Here is a 16,520-nt window from a genome sequence, read left to right as displayed (position 1 = left end):
CACCCGCCTCACTCCGTCGCGATCGCCGCCAGCACGTTCATGCGGCCCGCGCGGAACGCCGGGACCAGCGCGGCCACCAGGCCGACCACCGCCGAGCCGACGAAGACGACCGCGATCGTCGACCACGGCACCTCGAGGACCCCGAAGCCCGACTCCGCCAGCACCCGCTGGCTCGTCGTACCCCACGCCAGGCCCAGCCCCAGGCCGAGGACCGCGCCGAAGAGCGCGATGACCACCGACTCCAGCCGCACCATCCGCCGCAGCTGCCGCCGCGACAGCCCCACGGCCCGCATCAGGCCGATCTCCCGGGTCCGCTCGATGACCGACAGGGCGAGGGTGTTCACAACGCCGAGGATCGCGACGATGATCGCCAGCGCCAGCAGCCCGTAGACGATGTTCAGCATGGCGCTGATCTCGTCCTCCAGCAGCTGCTTGTACGCCTGCTGGTCGCGCGCCTCGAACTGCGGGAACGGCTCCAGCGCCTGCCGCAGCGCCTCGTAGACCGCCGCCTGCCGGCCCTCCTCGGCCTGCGCGAAGAGCAGCATCGTCGGCGGGATCTGGTCGGCCGGCAGGTGGGCGCGGGCCGTCGCGGTGCTGGTGTACATCGCGCCCTGGTCGAAGAGGGTGTTCTCCGAGGTGATGGCGCCGAGCGTCAGCGTCGCCCGCTCGCCGCCCACGAAGCGGGCCCGGATCTCGTCGCCGACGGCCAGCCCGTGGTCCTCGGCGAAGGACTCGCTCACCGAGATGTGGTCCTGCTCGTACGCCGCCGCCCGCTCGCCCGCGACGATCGGGGTCCGCAGGTCCCGCGCGTACGTCGGGTCGGCCGCGATGACCTCCTGGTGGGAGCTCCCGCCACCCGGCAGGTCCAGCTCGACGTTCACGATCCGGTACTCGGTGACGTGCGCGACGCCCGGGGTGTCCCGGACCGCCGCCACCGCCTCCGGGGTCATCAGCCCGTCGCCCGTCGACTCGATGATGAAGTCCGCGCCGACGGAGCGGTCGAGCTGGTCGTCGGCCGACGCCAGCATGGAGGAGGCCACCACCGACAGGCCCGCCACCAGCGCCAGCCCGATCATCAGCGCCACCGCCGTGGCGCCGGTGCGGCGCGGGTTGCGGATCGCGTTGCGCCCGGCCATCCGGCCGACCGGGCCGAAGACCCGCAGCACCACCGCGTTCAGCACCCGCACCAGCAGCGCCGCCGCCAGCGGGGCGACGACCACGACGCCCAGCAACGTCAGCAGGATGCCGAGCCCCAGGTACGGGGCGCCGTCGCCCGCCGAGTCGGCCGAGGCGGCGGCCAGCAGCGTGGCCGCGCCCGCACCCGTCAGCAGCAGGCCGAGCGCCGCCCGCACCCGTCCCGGGCGGCCGTCGCCCGCCGGGCTGCCGGCCTCGCGCAGCGCCGCCATCGGCGAGACCCGGCCGGCGCGCCGCGCCGGCAGCCACGCCGCGAAGAGCGTCGCCGCGACGCCGACGACCAGGCCCGTCACGGGCGTGGTGGCGTTGACGGTCAGCTGGGAGGTGTCGAGGTTGACGCCGGCCGACTCCAGCAACGTCATCAGGCCGACGGCCAGGCCGACGCCGGCGGCGATGCCCACCGCCGAGCCGACGACACCCAGCAGCAGCGCCTCGGTCAGCACCGAGCGGCCGGTCTGCCGGCGGCTCGCGCCGATGGCGCGCATGAGGCCGATCTCGCGGGTGCGCTGGGCCACCAGCATGGAGAAGGTGTTGACGATGAGGAAGATCCCGACGAGCACCGCGATGCCGGCGAAGCCGAGCATGGCGTAGCGGATCACGCTGAGGAAGCCGACCTCCTCGTTCATCTCCTGCGCGCTCTGCTCCCGCGTCAGCACCTCGAAGCCGCCGCCGACGTCCCCGCCGACGTCCGCGTCGGCGAGCGCGGCGGTCACCCGCCGCGCCAGCTCGGCGTCGCCGACGCCGTCGGCCGCCTCCAGGTGCACCTCGCTGACGACGTCCGGCGAGCCCAGGAGCTGGCCGCGGGCGGCGTCGGGCGCCATCATCAGGTACGCGGCGCCCGGGTTGGTGCCGTCGAACGCGGCGAGGCCGGTGAGCGTGACCGGGAACGTGCCCGCGGAGGTGGTGACCTCCAGCTCGTCGCCGACGGCGTAGCCGCTGCGCTCGGCGGAGTCGGCGTCGAGCAGCGCCTCGCCCGGACCGCTGGGCTCGCTGCCCTCGGCCAGCTCCATCGTGCGCTGCGCGACCGGGCCCCACTCGGTGCCGATCGTCGGGCCCTGCGCCTCGATGACGTCGCCGCCGTCCGCGCCGGCGACCGTGACGCCCGTGAGGGACGCGACGCCGTGCGCGGCGGCCACGCCGTCCACCTCGGCCAGCCGGTCGGCCACCGCGGCCGGCAGGGTGGCGGGCACGCCCGTGTCGTTGGCGTGCTCCGGCGTGTCGCGCGAGACGGTCACGTCGGAGCTGGTGGTGGAGAAGAACCTGTCGAAGGTGGCGTTCAGGGTGTCGGAGAAGACGAGGGTGCCGCAGACGAACGCCACCGACAGCACGATCGCGACCCCGGACAGCAGCATCCGGGCCTTGTGGGAGAAGAAGCTCCGCAGGGAGGTCTTGAGGACGGTCACGACACCCGCCCCCGCGCGTCGAAGCGGCGCATCCGGTCCAGGACCAGCTCCGCCGTGGGGGAGTGCATGTCGTCGACGATGCGGCCGTCGGCGAGGAAGACGATGCGGTCGGCGTAGGCCGCGGCCACCGGGTCGTGGGTGACCATCACGATGGTCTGCCCCAGCTCGTCGACGCTGCGCCGCAGGAAGCCCAGCACCTCCGCGCCCGCCCGCGAGTCCAGGTTCCCCGTCGGCTCGTCACCGAAGATGATGTCCGGCCGCGCCGCCAGCGCCCGCGCCACCGCCACCCGCTGCTGCTGCCCACCCGACAGCTCCGCCGGACGGTGCCCCAACCGCTCCCGCAACCCCACCGTGTCGATCACCCGCGCCAACCACTCCGCGTCCGGCTTCCGACCCGCGATGTCCATCGGCAGCGTGATGTTCTCCCGCGCGTTCAACGTCGGCAACAGGTTGAACGCCTGAAAGATGAACCCCACGTGATCCCGACGCAACCGCGTCAGCTTCTTGTCCTTCAACCCCGTGATCTCCGTCCCCCCGATCCAGATCCGACCCGAGGACACCGTGTCCAACCCCGCCAGACAGTGCATCAACGTGGACTTCCCCGACCCCGAAGGCCCCATGATCGCGGTGAACGCCCCCCGCGCGACGTCAAGACTCACCCCGTCCAACGCCATCACCCGCGCCTCACCCACGCCATACGCCTTCACCACACCCTCGGCGCGGGCCGCGACCGTGGCCGCGACGCGTGGGGGAACGGGGGGGACCGGTATTGCCGACATCGCCGTAGCCACGGCACTCTCCTTGCCTGTCACCTGTCGATTCGGAGCGTTGTCCGTACACAGGCAACGGTGCCGCTCGGAGGGGCCCACCCACGATGGTGCGTGTCTCCCTCTTCACCCTGGGGATTACCCCACCCCCACACCCCCGCCAGCCCCCGCACCCTCGGCGTCGGCCGTCTCGGTCGTGTCAGCCGTGTCGGCCCCCTCCCGGGCCGTGGCGTCCGGCCGGGCGCCCGCGGCGTACATCTCGGCGATGACGGCCTCGATGTCCGGTTCGCGCAGGGACAGGTCGACCAGCGGGTACCGCTCGGCGACGCGGGCGACCAGGGGAGCCGCGCTGGCCGTGGACGGGAAGGACAGCCACTGGCGTGGGCCCTCCACCCGCACCGTGCGGGCGCCCTCGACCGTGATCGGCGGCAGCTCCCGCTCCAGGTCCACCACCAGCATCCGCTCGCTCTTCCCCACCTCGTGGAGCCCCGCGAGCGGCCCGTCGTACATCAGCCGGCCGTGGTCGATCACCATTACCCGTGAGCACAGCTGCTCGATGTCCGTCAGGTCGTGGGTGGTCAGCAGCACCGTGGTGGCGCGTTCGGCGTTGAGGTCGCGCAGGAACTCCCGCACCTTCGCCTTGCTGACGACGTCGAGGCCGATCGTCGGCTCGTCGAGGTAGAGCACCTCGGGGTCGTGCAGCAGGGCGGCGGCGATGTCGCCGCGCATCCGTTGGCCGAGCGACAGCTGCCGCACCGGCACCTCCAGCAGCGGCCCCAGCTCCAGCAGTTCCACGCAGCGGGCGAGGTTCTCGCGGAAGCGGGCCTCGGGCACCCGGTACATGCGGCGCACCAGGGCGTAGGAGTCGCGCAGCGGCAGGTCCCACCAGAGGGTGGTGCGCTGTCCGAAGACGACGCCGATGCGGTGCGCGAGGCGGGTCCGTTCCCGGGACGGGTCGATGCCGGCGATCCGCAGCCGGCCGGCGCTGGGGGTGAGGATGCCCGTCAGCATCTTGATCGTCGTGGACTTGCCGGCGCCGTTCGGCCCGATGTACCCGACCATGGCGCCGCGTTCGACGTGGAAGCTGATGCCGTCGACGGCGCGGACGTCGCGCCGTTCGCGTCGCAGCCTGCCGGCCTTGACCCGTACGCGGAAGACCTTCTCCAGGTCCTCCACCTCGATGAGGTTCTCCGTCACTCCCGCTCCCTGGCCTCTCGTTTCCTGGCTCCTCGGCTCCCTGGCTCCCCGGCTCCCTGGCTTCCTAGCTCCCCGTGCTGCGGTAGCCGCGCACCCCGGCCCGCCACGCGAGCGCGGCGATCCCGCACAGCGCCGCCGCCACCAGGGGGGAGGCGAACGCCGTCCATCCCGGCAGCCCCAGCGGGTCCTCGCGCCCGAGGATCCACAGCGCCGGGAGCCAGTTGACGAAGGCGAGCGGGACGACGAAGGTCACGCCCTGCACCAGCTCGCGCGAGAAGACCGTGGGCGGGTACTTCAGCAGCGCGTTCCCGCCGTAGGTGAAGGAGTTCTGCACCTCGGCGGCGTCCTGCGCCGCGAACTGGAACGCGCCGCCCAGCGCCCAGATCGCCCCGAAGATCGCCGCCCCGCTGACCACCATCACCGGCAGCCACGCCACCTTCGCCACCGTCCACTCCACGCCCTCGACCTGCGTCAGCGCCCAGGCGAGCACCGCGATCCCCTGCGCGATGCGGCCGACGCGTCGCAGCGCGAAGCGGTCGGCGGCGACCTGGACGAACACCGGCACGGGGCGCACCAGTTGGGCGTCGAGCGTGCCGTCGCGGATCCGCGCGCCGAGCGCGTCGATGTTGCCGAGCAGGAGGTCGGCGAGGCCGAGGGAGGTGGAGGCCGTGCCGTACAGCAGGGCCACCTCGCCGACGGTGAAGCCGCCGAGCGAGTCGACCTGCGAGAACATGATGAGGACCGCCGCGAAGTCGAGGGCGCTGGTGAGCGCGTTGCTGACGGCGGCCAGCGCGAAGGAGGTGCGGTACGTCATCGTCGACCGCACCCACATGCCCACGATCAGGACGTACGCGCGCAGCCCGTGCGCGAGCTCGCCCAGCCGTTCGGCTGTCCGTCCCCCAGCCCGTTCGCCCGCCCGTCCACCGGCCCGTTCGTCCAGCCGTTCACCCACCCTGCACAACCACCTTCCGCGTCGCCGCCGCCTGGAGGGCCCGCCCGGCGGCCAGCAGCACCAGCGCCCACGCGGCCTGGAACGCCAGCGCCCCGGCCACCCCGACCGGCCCGGCGTGCCGCCCCAGCAGCACGTCCGCCGGCACCTGGAGGATCGACGCCCACGGCAGCAGCCGCACGACCTCGCCGAACGCCCCGGGGAAGAGGGTGAGCGGCACGAGCATCCCGGAGCCGAACATCGACAGCAGGGCGGAGATCATGTTGACGCCCGAGGCGTCGATCAGCCAGAAGGCGGCGAGCGCGACCATGTAGCGCAGGGCGAAGCTCACGACCACCGCGAGCGTCACCGAGGCGAGGAACGCGAGCCACACGAGCGGATGGCGCGGCAGCGCCAGGTCGAAGGCGAGGGCCCCGACCGTGAGCGGCACGATCCCGCGCCCCAGCAGGTGGAACGCCGCCCGGCCCAGGTCGGAGGCGAGGTACCAGAGCTGGAGGTCGACGGGGCGGTAGAGGTCGATCGCGATGTCGCCGTTGTGGATGCGCTCCTGCATCTCGTGGTTGAAGCCGGTGCTGAAGACCGCGACGCACGCGATCAGCGCCTGCGTGGTCCAGACGAACGTCAGCGCCTGCGCCTCGTCGTAGCCGCCGAGGTGGGGGCGGGTCTCCCACAGGGCGATGAAGGCGTAGGCCACGATGAATCCGAAGACCGTGTTGGTGAAGACGCCGGCGGCCGTGGACATCCGGTAGGTCGCGTAGCGGCGGAAGCTGCTGGTTGACACGGCGCTGTACACAAGCAAGCGACCCTAGTTCGGCGCGACGGACGGATGCCACCCAGTTTCCCGGCGTTTCCCCGGCGGGTTTCCGGGTGTGATTCCCGGTGCGTTTCCCGGCGGCGATTTACGGGATGGCCGCGCGACTGTCAGCATCGATCCCATGGCATACAAGCTCGTGCAGGCCCGCCGCCAGGACTGGCACCGGCTCAGGGAGCTTCGGCTGGCCGCGCTGCGCGACCCGATAGCCCCGCTGGCGTTCTTCGAGAGCTACGGCGACGCGTTGGCGCTCACCCGCCACGACTGGGAGCTGCGGGCGTCGGGGGAGCGGGAGGGCACCGTCACCTTCGCGGGGGAGACCGAGGACGGCCGGTGGGCGGGGATGCTGTCGGCGTTCACCACGAGCGTCTGCGCGCGGGTCGTCAGCGTCTACGTGCTGCCCGAGCACCGGGGCACGGGTCTGGCGGCCGAGCTGATGGACACGGTGATCGCCTGGGCGGGCGGCCTTGAGGTGCGGCTCAACTGCCACCAGCACAACGCGCGGGCCGCCCGCTTCTACACGAGGCTCGGCTTCCGCCCGACCGGCGGCACCGACCGTGTCCCGAACAATCCCTCGCTCTGGAGCTTCGAACTCGCCCTCCGGCCGGAGTAGGTCCAAGAACGCCCGGGGAACGTGGAGGGCGGGTGCCCCGTCTCATCGGAGACCTCGGCCCGCGAGGGCGGGCCGAGGCGAGCGGAGAGGCGAGAGGGGCATGACATGCGCGGGTGGGTGAGAGCGGCGGTCGCCGCGTCGGCGGCGGCGGTCCTGCTGGCGGGATGCGGCGAGGTCGGCGCGGAGGAGCCGCGGGGCTGGGAGGCGGAGGTGCCCGAGGCGGCGCTCGAGGAACGGGCCGCGCGGGTGGCGGAGGCGTGGCCGGAGCCGGTGCCCGCGATCGGGGAGTTCACCGACCTGCTGCCGCTGGAGGGGGTGCGGCGCGCCGCCGCCGGGGACCGGAGCGTCACCGTGGACGTCGGGCACTCCGCGTGTGTGATGGAGGACTTCGGCGCGCTGGTGCACGAGACGGAGGACCTGGTGCTCGTGTCGGGCTGGGGGGTGGCCCACCCGGGCGTGAGCTGCACCGCCGAGCTGCTGGTCGACCCGGTGCGGGTGGAGCTGGACGAGGAGCTGGGCGACCGGACGCTGGTGGACGCGGTCACGGGGGAGGAACTGGACCTGCCGGGGCGTTAGGGCTGCCGGGCGGGAGGCCGTGACGGGCGTCGGGCCCGCGCGCCAGGCGCGGACGGGTCACCCCGGCTGGCGGTCGGCGTCGGAAGGGGCGGTCAGGGGAGCAGAGGCGTCGGCTCGGCGCCGGGCCCTCGCGGCTCGGCGCCGGCCGGAAGGCCGACGAGGCGGGCGCTCTCGCGCCACAGGCGTTCCACCCGGTGCGGGTCGGTGGTGTGCGGCGCGGTCTCGACGGCCCGGCGCTTGACGAAGAACGTGCCCGTCACGCCCTCGACCTCCTCGGACGTCGCCAGCCACACGGGGGTGTCCGCGCCGGCGTCCGTGCCCGCCGCGAAGAGGTCGCAGAGGGAGCCGAACACCTTCAGCGCGCCGCGACCGTGCCGGTTGAGGCGTCCGCCGCTGATGATGCCCGGGTGGGCGCCGTTGACGGTCGTGCCCGTGCCGGCGAGCCGGGATGCCAGCGCGTACACGAACATCGCGTTCATGTTCTTGGTGCGCGCGTAGGCGACGAACGGGCGGAAGCTGGGTGGAAAGCCGAGTCCGCGTCCGTCCTCCACGTTGAGGTCGTCCAGGTCGACGGGGACGCGGGCGAGGCCGCGAGGCGAGGCACCGACGACGACGAGGCGGCGCGGCCTGGCCGTCGGGTGGTCCGCGAGGCGGCGCAGCAGCAGGTAGGGGGCGAGGTGGTTGGTCACGAGCGAGCGGTGGAACCCGTCGGGCGTGCGGTCGTCGAGCGGAGCGATGACCGCGGCGTTGCTCACCACGATCGACGGAGCGCGCTCGGCGAGCCGGTCGGCGAGGGAACGGACCTCGGCGAGGTTCGCGAGGTCGACCGGCTCGGTCTCCAACTCGGCTCCTGGCACGGCGTCGCGGATGCGCCCCCGCGCCTGCTCCAGCCGGGTGCGGTCGCGGGCGACGAGCACGACCGCCGCGCCGGTGCGGGCGAGACCGGCCGCGATCTGCTCCCCGATTCCGCCGCTGGCGCCCGTGACGACGGCGAGTTCGCTCATCGGACGGCTCCTCCCTCGGCGGGGTGACGCGCGCCGTCCGCGACGGTGGGCGACGGGTGGCTCGGCGACTCGGGCGAGGGCGAGGACGAGGACGAGGGCGAGGGCGAGGCTGACAGCGAGGGCGACGCCGACGGTGAGGGCGAGGGTGAGTTCGGTGGTGACATGCCGTCAGTCTCGGGTCCGGCGTTCGACCGTCCCAGGTACCCGCGGTACCACCCTGTCCGCGGGAGATCCCGGGAGGATGGTGCGACCATGGTGCCGTGCCAACCGGTGAGCTCGCTCGGGCGTTGCGCTCGTGGCGTGACCGCGTGAGCCCGTCCGACGTGGGGCTCCCCGACGTCGGACCGCGGCGGACCGTCGGACTGCGACGGGAGGAGCTGGCCGCTGTCGCCGGGATCTCGGTGGACTACGTCGTCCAGCTCGAACAGGGACGGGCACGGAACCCGTCGACGCAGGTTCTCGCGGCGCTCGCCCGCGCGTTGCGCCTCTCGCACGACGAACGGGACCTGCTCTACCGCGCCGGCGGGGCCCAGCCACCTGCGGCGGGCGTCGTGCCGCGGCACATCGGTCCGGGCACCGCCCGCGTCCTGGACCGGCTGGCCGACACCCCGGTCGCGGTCTTCACCGCGAGCTGGGACCTCCTCCACGCCAACCCGCCCTGGAACGCCCTGCTCGGCGTCACCGACGCCGTGTCCGCGTCGTCCCGCTCGGGCAACCTCGTGTGGCGTCACTTCACCGGCGCTCCCAGCCCGGTCGTGCACACCGAGGAGGAGCACGACCAACTGGGGCGGACGCTCGTCGGCGACCTCCGCCGCGCGATGGCCGGCTATCCGGACGATCGCGAACTCGCGGCGCTGGTGGCCGAGCTGCGCCAGGTCAGCCCGGCGTTCGCGGAGCGGTGGGACGACTTCGCGGTCACGCCCAGGACCGCCGCGCGCAAGACGATCGACAGCCCGGTGGTGGGCCGGGTCACCCTCGACTGCGACGTGCTCGCGACGCTGGACTCCGACCTCCGGATCGTCGTCTACACCGCCCGCCCCCACAGCGAGGACGCGAGGGCGCTCGACCGCCTGCTCCGCGCCACGGGCGTCGTCCCGGACCGGCCCCGCCACGATCCGAACGACGCGGCCTAGCCGCCCGCGTTCACCCCCGCGTTCACCAGGGACAGGCCCGGCTGTTCGGACAGCACCGCGTCGAGGAGGGCGTACCGCAGGCTGGCGGTCTCCTTGTGGTCGCCGACGACGTAGAGGGTGCCGCCCTCGCCCTCCACGTTGTCCAGCGCCAGGGAGTCCACGCGGCCCGACGCGCAGGACTGGCGTATGTGGAGCTGCTCCAGGCCGCCGAGGGCCCGGCCGACGAGGTCGAGCGCCGCGTCCCGGCGGCCGGGGTGTGAGGTGAGGGCGCTCTCCAGCTCCATCGACGCGCCGGGCGCGGCCCGGCGGTGGGCGCGCAGCACCTTGGCCGGCGAGCCGGCCTCCTGGCCGTGGGACCAGCGCAGGACGGCCTGCGTGGGCGCGTTGGTGAGGGCGGCGGCGTGGAGGTAGCAGCGCAGGAGGGTCTCGGCGGTCTCGACGTCGAGCTGGAAGACGGGCTCGGTGGGGCGCACGGGCGCCAGCAGCGCCGCGGCGCGGCGTCGGGCCACGGGCATCTCCTCGCAGCCGCGTTGCGGCGCCCACCGCAGCCGCACGGGGGCGTCGGTGAGGTGCCCCGGGTCGTAGACGTGCACGGGGCCGAGCCGGCCTCGCTGCCGCGTGGTCCTCGACCACAGACGCCCGTCCGGGTCCACGACGACGAGCCCTTCGGGGGCGTCCACGATGGTCGAGACGACGTCCCGCCCGGGTGCCCCGGCGCTCATGCGCGCTCCCGCGCCGCCGGTACCGGCACTGGCGCGACGGCGCGGCGGGGGGTTCTCCTCCGCCGTGGACCGCCCGGTGGAGGCCGCGAAGCCGGCGGCGCCCGCCGGGCCGGACGCCGCGTTCGACGCCCCGCCCCAGGGCTGGCCGGCCTGGCCCGGCTGGCCCGCATGGCCGGCCTGGTCGGTCTGACCCGACTGGCCCGTCTGAGCAGGCCGGCCGGGCTGTGCGGGCTGACCCCTCCGACCAGGACCGACGCCCTCAGGATCGTCCCGCAGGGGCATCTGCGGGCCGGCCGCCCCCGAGGCCCCCGGCGCCCACGCCGCCGGGTCGGGCGGCGGCTCCGGAGCCTGCGCGCCTCGCGACCGGGGCTCCGGGGAGACCCACTCCTCCCCCGACAGGGGCGCCTCCCCGGCCCCTCCCAGCGCGGACTTCGCCCACTCCGCACGCCGCGCCCGCCGTCGCTCGCGCCACCGCGCCACCTGGATCGAGACGAGCAGCGCCGTGGAGAAGAGCATCACCAGCTGCGTCAGGAAGACCAGCCACAGCACCGTCGGGCTCGGCAGCTGCTCGGGCGACGCGTCCGGCCACGCCGACGCCACGTCCCGTGGCGCCGTCAGGAACGACCGCACCGCCGTGCCGGTGCGCACGAACGTGACCCCCTCGGGCCACCTCCCGTGCGCGATCACCCCGGCCAGGCCCGTCGCGCTCCAGGTGAACGTCGCGAGGCTGACCAGCAGCGCCACGCCGCCGACCAGCAGGCCGTCGGGGATCCCGTCCCCGCCGCGCCCACCCGGCCGCCCGTCCGGCGAGCCCTTCTCCGAGCCTGGCTCGTGCGCCATCGCGTCCCGCCCCCGCCCCGCCTACCCCACGCCCTGCCGCTTCTCGAACTCCTCGAAGGCCGCGACCCGCGCCTCGGTCTCCGCCTCGTAGGAGGCGTCGTACGAGGCGTCCAGCGCCCGCCCGGGGCCCGGGTGCTCCGCGTGGCCCACCTCGCCCGCGACGCCGGACGCAGCCCCGCGCCCGCCGTGCCCGCCGGGCCCGCCCTCCAACTCGGCGACCCGCTGCGCGGCCTGGAGCGCCGCGGCCGACTCCGTCATCGCCCGGTCGGTGAAGACCAGCGGCCGTTCCGCCTCCGTCACCAGGTGCTTGACGACCTGCACGTTCCCGTTGACGTCCCAGACCGCCATGCCGGGCGTGAGGGTGGGGATGATCTCCACCGCCCAGCGCGGCAGGCCGAGCACCGCGCCCGTGGCCCGCGCCTCGTCCGACTTCTGGGCGTAGATCGTGCGCGTGGAGGCCATCTTCAGGATCGCCGCCGCCTCCCTGGCCGCCGCGCCGTCCACCACGTCCGACAGGTGGTGCACGACGGCCACGAAGGACAGGCCGAGCCGCCGCCCGAACTTCAGCAGCCGCTGGAACAGCTGCGCCACGGACGGCGAGTTGATGATGTGCCACGCCTCCTCGACGAGGAAGATCCGCTTGCGCCGGTCGGGCCGGATCCACGTGTGCTCCAGCCACACCCCGACCATCGCCATCAGGATCGGCATGGCGATGGAGTTCCGGTCGATGTGCGAGAGGTCGAAGATGATCAACGGCGCGTCGAGGTCGATGCCGACCGTCGTCGGGCCGTCGAACATTCCGCGCAGGTCACCGTCGACGAGCCGGTCGAGAACGAGCGCCACGTCCAGGCCCCAGGCGCGGACGTCCTCCAGGTCGACGTTCATGGCGTCGGCCGCCTCCGGGTGCGGGTGGCGCAGCCGCTCCACGATGTCCGTCAGGATCGGCTGCCGCCCGCTGGTGGTCTGGTTCACGTACGCGTGGGCGACCTTCAGCGCGAACCCCGAGCGCTCGTCCAGCGGCCGGCCCAGCGCCACCTCGATGATGGTCCGCAGCAGCGCCAGCTGACCGGTCGTCGTGATCGCGGGATCCAGCGGGTTGAGCCGGATGTTGTGGTCCAGCGCCGCCATCGGGTCCAGCCGGATCGGCGTGATGCCCAGCTGCTCGGCGATGAGGTTCCACTCGCCGACGCCGTCCTCGCCCTGCGCGTCCAGCACCACGACCTGCCGCTCGCGGAACCGCAGCTGGCGCAGCACGTACGTCTTCTCCAGCGCGGACTTGCCGTTGCCCGACTCGCCGAGCACCAGCCAGTGCGGGGCCGGCAGCTGCTGGCCGTAGAGCTGGAAGGGGTCGTAGATGTAGCCCTTGCCCGAGTACACCTCGCGTCCGATGATGACGCCCGAGTCTCCGAGGCCGGGCGCGGCGGTCGGCAGGTACACCGCCTGCGCCTGCCCGGTGGAGGTGCGGACGGGCAGCCGGGTCGACTCGGTCCTGCCGAACAGCAGACTGGTGAACGCCTCGGTGATGGCGCTCAACGGATCACGTGGCGGCACGACGGCACACCTCCCTTCCCTCTGCGGCGGTCAGCGCCGAATTCCGGTGGCGAACGGCAGGGTGTTCACGAACGCCCGATGGTGCTCACGGTCGCACCACTCCAGCTTCAGGTACGACTTACCCGCGGAGGCGCGGATCGTGCGCTTGTCCCGGGCGAGTGCCTCGGGGCTCGGGGACGACACCGTGAGATAGCCCACGAGGTTCACCCCGGCGGCACCCGAGGCGAGGTCGTCCCCGCGCTGGTCGATGCGCTCGTGCGCGGCCACGTCCCTGGGGTCCACGGTGCGGTTCATCTTCGCGGCGCGCGAGGCCTCGGCCGCGTCGTTGGTCTTCTCCGTCAGCATCCGCTCGATCGCCACCTCGGTCGGCTCCAGATCCATGCAGACGGCCACCGTGCGGATCACGTCGGGGGTGTGAACGAGCAGCGGGGCCAGGAAGTTCACCCCCACCGGGGTCATCGGCCACTCCTTGACCCACGCCGTGGCGTGGCACCAGGGCTCGCGGGTGTCCGACTCCCGCGTCTTGGCCTGGAGGTACGTCGGCTGCCGGGCGTCGAGCTCCGCCGGCCACGCGTTCCTGCGCGACATGGCCTGGATGTGGTCGATCGGGTGGTCGGGGTCGTACATCGAGTGGACCAGGGAGGCCAGCCGTGCCTCGCCGAGGGGCTGGCGCACCCGGATGTCGGCCTCCTGGAGCCGGGCGCAGATGTCCGTCAGCTCGCGCGCCATGATCACCGCGAGCGCCTCGTCCTGCGACATGCGGCGCCGCTCCCGCGAGGAGCGGGAGGAGCGCGCGGCCCGCGCCACGGCCTGCGCCTCCTGCGCCAGCTCCCGCGAGTGGTGCATGCAGGCCACCAGGTACGCGCGGTGCTGCTCGCTGGAGGTGGAGACCATCGACAGCAGGTGGTCGTAGCTGTCCTGGATCCACCCCGGGGCCTGGTCGTCGCCGCGCTCCCGCACGTCGTTGGCGTGCGCGTCCGGGTCGGCCGGCAGCGTCCTGGCGAGCATCTGGAGCCGGGTGACGTGCCCGTCGCCGTTGGCCACGTGCTTGAGCAGGGTCCCGAAGCGCTCGACGAGCGCCTCCTGGTCCTCGCTGTCGCGCAGGCCCACGCCGGGGCCCTCGATCTCTATGGCGGCCGTGATCGTCCGCCGGTCGGGGTGGAGCAGCACCGCGATCTCGTCGGGGCCGAACGCGGCGGCCAGCCAGTTCACGCGGCCCACGCCGGGCGGCGTGCCGATCTCGATCTCCCGCCCGTCGAGCGTGATGCCCGCCTCGGGCGCACCGGACCGGTACGTCGCGCCGCGCCGCAGCAGCCGCCTGAAGGAACGTGACACCTCGAACCACCTGTAGAACGTCCGCCCGTTGTACGGCACGTAGACCGCCGCGAGGGCGAGCAGAGGGAAGCCGACGAGTCCGACGATGCGGACCGTCAGCACGGGGATCAGCAGGCCGCTCATCATGCCGAGGAACGCGCCCACGACGATGAGAGCGATCTCCCCGGTCTCCCGGTTCCGCCCCACGATCGACTGGGGGCGGGCCCGCCCGATGAGGTACGTGCGGCGGCGGGCCGTGGCGTAGGGCTGGGTCGACGTGGTCACGCGTTACCGCCTCCCCGGCCGCCCTGGCCTCCGCCGCCCTGTCGCGGTGTGGCGCCGCCCCCGGCTCCTCGGCCGGCTCCGCCGCCCCCGCCACGGCTGCCGTGCGCGGCGACGCCGCCGGCGATGCCGCTCCCGGTGGAGCCCGCACCCGCCGCGCCGCCCCCGCCGCCGGTGCTCGCGGCGGCACCGGCCGGGGCGCCGCGCGAGCCGTGGGTGGTCATGCCGGCCTTCATGGTGTTCGCCGTGCTGGAGACGGCGGCGCCGGCCGCGCGGCTCGCCGTGTCCTGCCGCATGGCGCGCTGGTTGACGATCTCGTCGCCGAAGCCGGGCACGAAGCGGTAGATCATCGCGGAGGCGAAGATCGCCAGGAGGATGATCGCGAGCCCCGACACGATCGCCGAGGTGGCCGTCGTCTCGCCCTCCTCGGCCGTGGTCAGCGCCCCGGCCAGGCCGAGCACGATCGCGATCACCGGCTTGATCAGGATCACGGCGATCATGATCCCGGCCCAGCCCCGCACGTGCTTCCAGAGGTTCTTGTCGACCAGGCCCGCGTACACGGCCGTGCCGAGCATGGCGCCGACGTAGAGCATCGCGGCCCGGATCGTCAGCTCCAGGAAGAGGACGCCCGCCGCCAGGATCGACACCAGCGACACCACGATCAGCATGATCGGCCCGCCGCCGATGTCCTCCCCGCGCTCCAGCGCCTCGGCGAAGTCCCCGAAGAAGGCGTCCGAGTTGCTTCCCGTGCCGGAGACGATCGCGTCCGTCACGCTGTCGGTGGCGCCGACGACGACGTAGAGCGCGAGCGGAGTGAACGCCGAGGCCATGACGCACAGCCACAGGAAGCCGATGGCCTCGCCGATCGCCGTCGTCAGCGGCACGCCCCGGATCGCGCGCTTGACGATCGCGAGCAGCCACAGGATCAGCGTCAGGACCGTGGACGCGGCGAACACCACGGCGTACTGCCGCAGGAAGGAGCCGTTGGTGAAGTCGACGTTCGTCGTCTCCTGCACCAGCTCCGACAGCTCGCGCACGATCCAGGCGGCGGCGCGGGCGCAGCCGTCGGCCAGCGAGGAGAGCGGGTCGAGCGGCGAGCTGTACGCGTCGCCGTCGCCACCGCCTCCTCCGCCACCGCCCTCGCCGTCCTCGCAGAAGTCGTTCGCGGGCCCCTGGATGAGGTCGCAGGTGTCGTCCCCGGTCCCGTCCTGCTGGTTCCCGTCCTGCTGGTTCCCGTCCTGCTCGGTCCCGTCCTGGGGCGGCTCCTCGTCCCCGTCCTGGGCGGGGAACCGAAGCGGGAGGTCAGCGCGCATAGGTGAAGCCTCCAAACTCCTCGACCGCCTCGGCCATCTCCTCCGCAGACGAGGCCCGCTGATCCCGCGCCACCGGCACGGGGCCGTCCTCCTGGGAGTACCCCGTGACCTTCCAGTCGTCCCCGGACCACGCGAGGTCGTACGTCCCGGTGTACCAGCTCTCCACCACGGGGTTCGTCGACTCCTCGCCGGCCAGGCCGAACAGCGCGGCGTACCAGACCTCGACGCGCGCCGCGTCCGCGTCCTCGCTGAACTCGACGACCCGCGTGCCGACCGGCAGCACCCGCGAGACGAACGTCATCCCCTCCGGCGCGGAACCGTCCTCCGCCAGCCCGATGCTCGCGAGGAAGTCCGGATCGGTGTACCGCTCCTGAAGCGCCTCGCCCTGGTCGAGCGCGGCCTCCGGCGTGTACACGGCCGCCACGATCGCCTCCCGCTCCACCGGGTCGAACATGTCCGAGCTGCCGAGCGCCACCGCGTAGTTCGCGGCCGCGCTCTCGGCTCCCTGCTCACTCTGTGAGAAGCCGGACGGAAGACCGCTCGTGCCCACCTCGACAGGGCTGTCCCCACTCGGCGCCGTCGGCGCGGCCTGCCCGCCCTCGCCGTCCTGCTCCTGTGCGCCGGTGGAGCCCTCGCCGCCCTCGCCGCCCGTCTGGTTCGCCACGACGATCGCCCCGAGCAACAGCACGACGACCGACACGATCGTCACCAGGCTCCGCCGGGGCGAGGCCGCCGACCGCGTGGGCACGTCGTCGGGATCGTCGGGCAGCCGGGTGCGGGTCCGCGTCTGCGCGGGCAGCGTGCGGGCGCGCTCACCGTCGTAGCCCTCGCCGTAACTCATGCCTCACGCC

At 73.5% G+C, this 16,520-nt stretch carries 14 protein-coding genes; 3 read left to right on the top strand and 11 right to left on the bottom strand.

The genetic code is table 11. From position 1 onward, the window contains the following. Positions 1-8 precede the first annotated feature (8 nt). From ACTWP5_RS03020 to ACTWP5_RS03000, 5 genes are all read right to left on the bottom strand, one after another. Positions 9-2,597, bottom strand: coding sequence for an ABC transporter permease (locus tag ACTWP5_RS03020; protein WP_443219099.1), 2,589 nt, complete (start codon positions 2,595-2,597; stop codon positions 9-11). Continuing rightward, the gene (locus ACTWP5_RS03015; protein ID WP_443219098.1) at positions 2,594-3,376 is read right to left on the bottom strand and encodes an ABC transporter ATP-binding protein; all 783 of its coding nucleotides are present in this window, start codon (positions 3,374-3,376) and stop codon (positions 2,594-2,596) included. The genes ACTWP5_RS03020 and ACTWP5_RS03015 overlap by 4 nt, the downstream gene beginning before the upstream one ends. 126 nt (positions 3,377-3,502) lie before the next feature. Next, on the bottom strand, positions 3,503-4,561 hold the full coding sequence (locus ACTWP5_RS03010) for an ABC transporter ATP-binding protein (RefSeq protein WP_443219097.1): 1,059 nt from the start codon (positions 4,559-4,561) through the stop codon (positions 3,503-3,505). Positions 4,562-4,625: 64 nt separating this feature from the next. Further along, positions 4,626-5,441, bottom strand: coding sequence for an ABC transporter permease (locus ACTWP5_RS03005; protein ID WP_443219330.1), 816 nt, complete (start codon positions 5,439-5,441; stop codon positions 4,626-4,628). 64 nt (positions 5,442-5,505) lie between these two features. Next, the gene (locus ACTWP5_RS03000) at positions 5,506-6,252 is read right to left on the bottom strand and encodes an ABC transporter permease (protein ID WP_443219329.1); all 747 of its coding nucleotides are present in this window, start codon (positions 6,250-6,252) and stop codon (positions 5,506-5,508) included. A 193-nt stretch (positions 6,253-6,445) separates the two neighbouring features. Between ACTWP5_RS03000 and ACTWP5_RS02995 the strand changes: the two genes are divergently transcribed. Together ACTWP5_RS02995 and ACTWP5_RS02990 are read left to right on the top strand one after the other, a co-directional pair. Continuing rightward, positions 6,446-6,934 carry a GNAT family N-acetyltransferase gene (locus ACTWP5_RS02995; RefSeq protein ID WP_443219096.1) on the top strand — a complete coding sequence of 163 codons (489 nt, stop codon included), beginning with the start codon at positions 6,446-6,448 and terminating at the stop codon, positions 6,932-6,934. A 105-nt stretch (positions 6,935-7,039) separates the two neighbouring features. Beyond that, complete coding sequence (locus ACTWP5_RS02990; RefSeq protein WP_443219095.1) at positions 7,040-7,510, top strand: hypothetical protein; 471 nt, start codon at positions 7,040-7,042, stop codon at positions 7,508-7,510. Positions 7,511-7,602: 92 nt separating this feature from the next. On the opposite strand, the gene ACTWP5_RS02985 is transcribed toward ACTWP5_RS02990, so the two are convergent. Further along, complete coding sequence (locus ACTWP5_RS02985; RefSeq protein WP_443219094.1) at positions 7,603-8,514, bottom strand: SDR family NAD(P)-dependent oxidoreductase; 912 nt, start codon at positions 8,512-8,514, stop codon at positions 7,603-7,605. Positions 8,515-8,774: 260 nt separating this feature from the next. Between ACTWP5_RS02985 and ACTWP5_RS02980 the strand changes: the two genes are divergently transcribed. Beyond that, entirely contained in the window at positions 8,775-9,647 is an 873-nt protein-coding gene (locus ACTWP5_RS02980; RefSeq protein WP_443219093.1) for a helix-turn-helix domain-containing protein, read from the top strand. Here the strand turns inward: ACTWP5_RS02980 and ACTWP5_RS02975 are convergent. Genes ACTWP5_RS02975 through ACTWP5_RS02955 form a run of 5 tightly spaced genes read right to left on the bottom strand, consistent with a single transcriptional unit; the run spans position 9,644 to position 16,510 of the window. Then, positions 9,644-11,209 carry a type VI secretion protein gene (locus ACTWP5_RS02975; protein ID WP_443219092.1) on the bottom strand — a complete coding sequence of 522 codons (1,566 nt, stop codon included), beginning with the start codon at positions 11,207-11,209 and terminating at the stop codon, positions 9,644-9,646. The two genes, ACTWP5_RS02980 and ACTWP5_RS02975, sit on opposite strands and share 4 nt — an antisense overlap. A 21-nt stretch (positions 11,210-11,230) precedes the next feature. Beyond that, positions 11,231-12,760: an ATP-binding protein gene (locus ACTWP5_RS02970; protein ID WP_443219091.1), complete on the bottom strand. Its 1,530-nt coding sequence runs from the start codon at positions 12,758-12,760 to the stop codon at positions 11,231-11,233. A 30-nt stretch (positions 12,761-12,790) separates the two neighbouring features. After that, positions 12,791-14,359 (bottom strand): SCO6880 family protein, encoded by a 1,569-nt coding sequence (locus ACTWP5_RS02965; RefSeq protein ID WP_443219090.1) that lies wholly within the window; start codon positions 14,357-14,359, stop codon positions 12,791-12,793. Further along, positions 14,356-15,669 carry a hypothetical protein gene (locus tag ACTWP5_RS02960; RefSeq protein ID WP_443219089.1) on the bottom strand — a complete coding sequence of 438 codons (1,314 nt, stop codon included), beginning with the start codon at positions 15,667-15,669 and terminating at the stop codon, positions 14,356-14,358. Before ACTWP5_RS02960 ends, ACTWP5_RS02965 begins: the two co-directional genes overlap by 4 nt. Further along, complete coding sequence (locus tag ACTWP5_RS02955) at positions 15,659-16,510, bottom strand: hypothetical protein (RefSeq protein WP_443219088.1); 852 nt, start codon at positions 16,508-16,510, stop codon at positions 15,659-15,661. The genes ACTWP5_RS02960 and ACTWP5_RS02955 overlap by 11 nt, the downstream gene beginning before the upstream one ends. Positions 16,511-16,520: the final 10 nt, after the last annotated feature.

This window comes from Streptomyces sp. 4N509B, assembly GCF_052245655.1.
Lineage (GTDB): Bacteria > Actinomycetota > Actinomycetes > Streptomycetales > Streptomycetaceae > Streptomyces.
The sequence above is the reverse complement of the archived record's forward strand: the minus strand, read 5'-3'. Positions and strand labels throughout refer to the sequence as shown.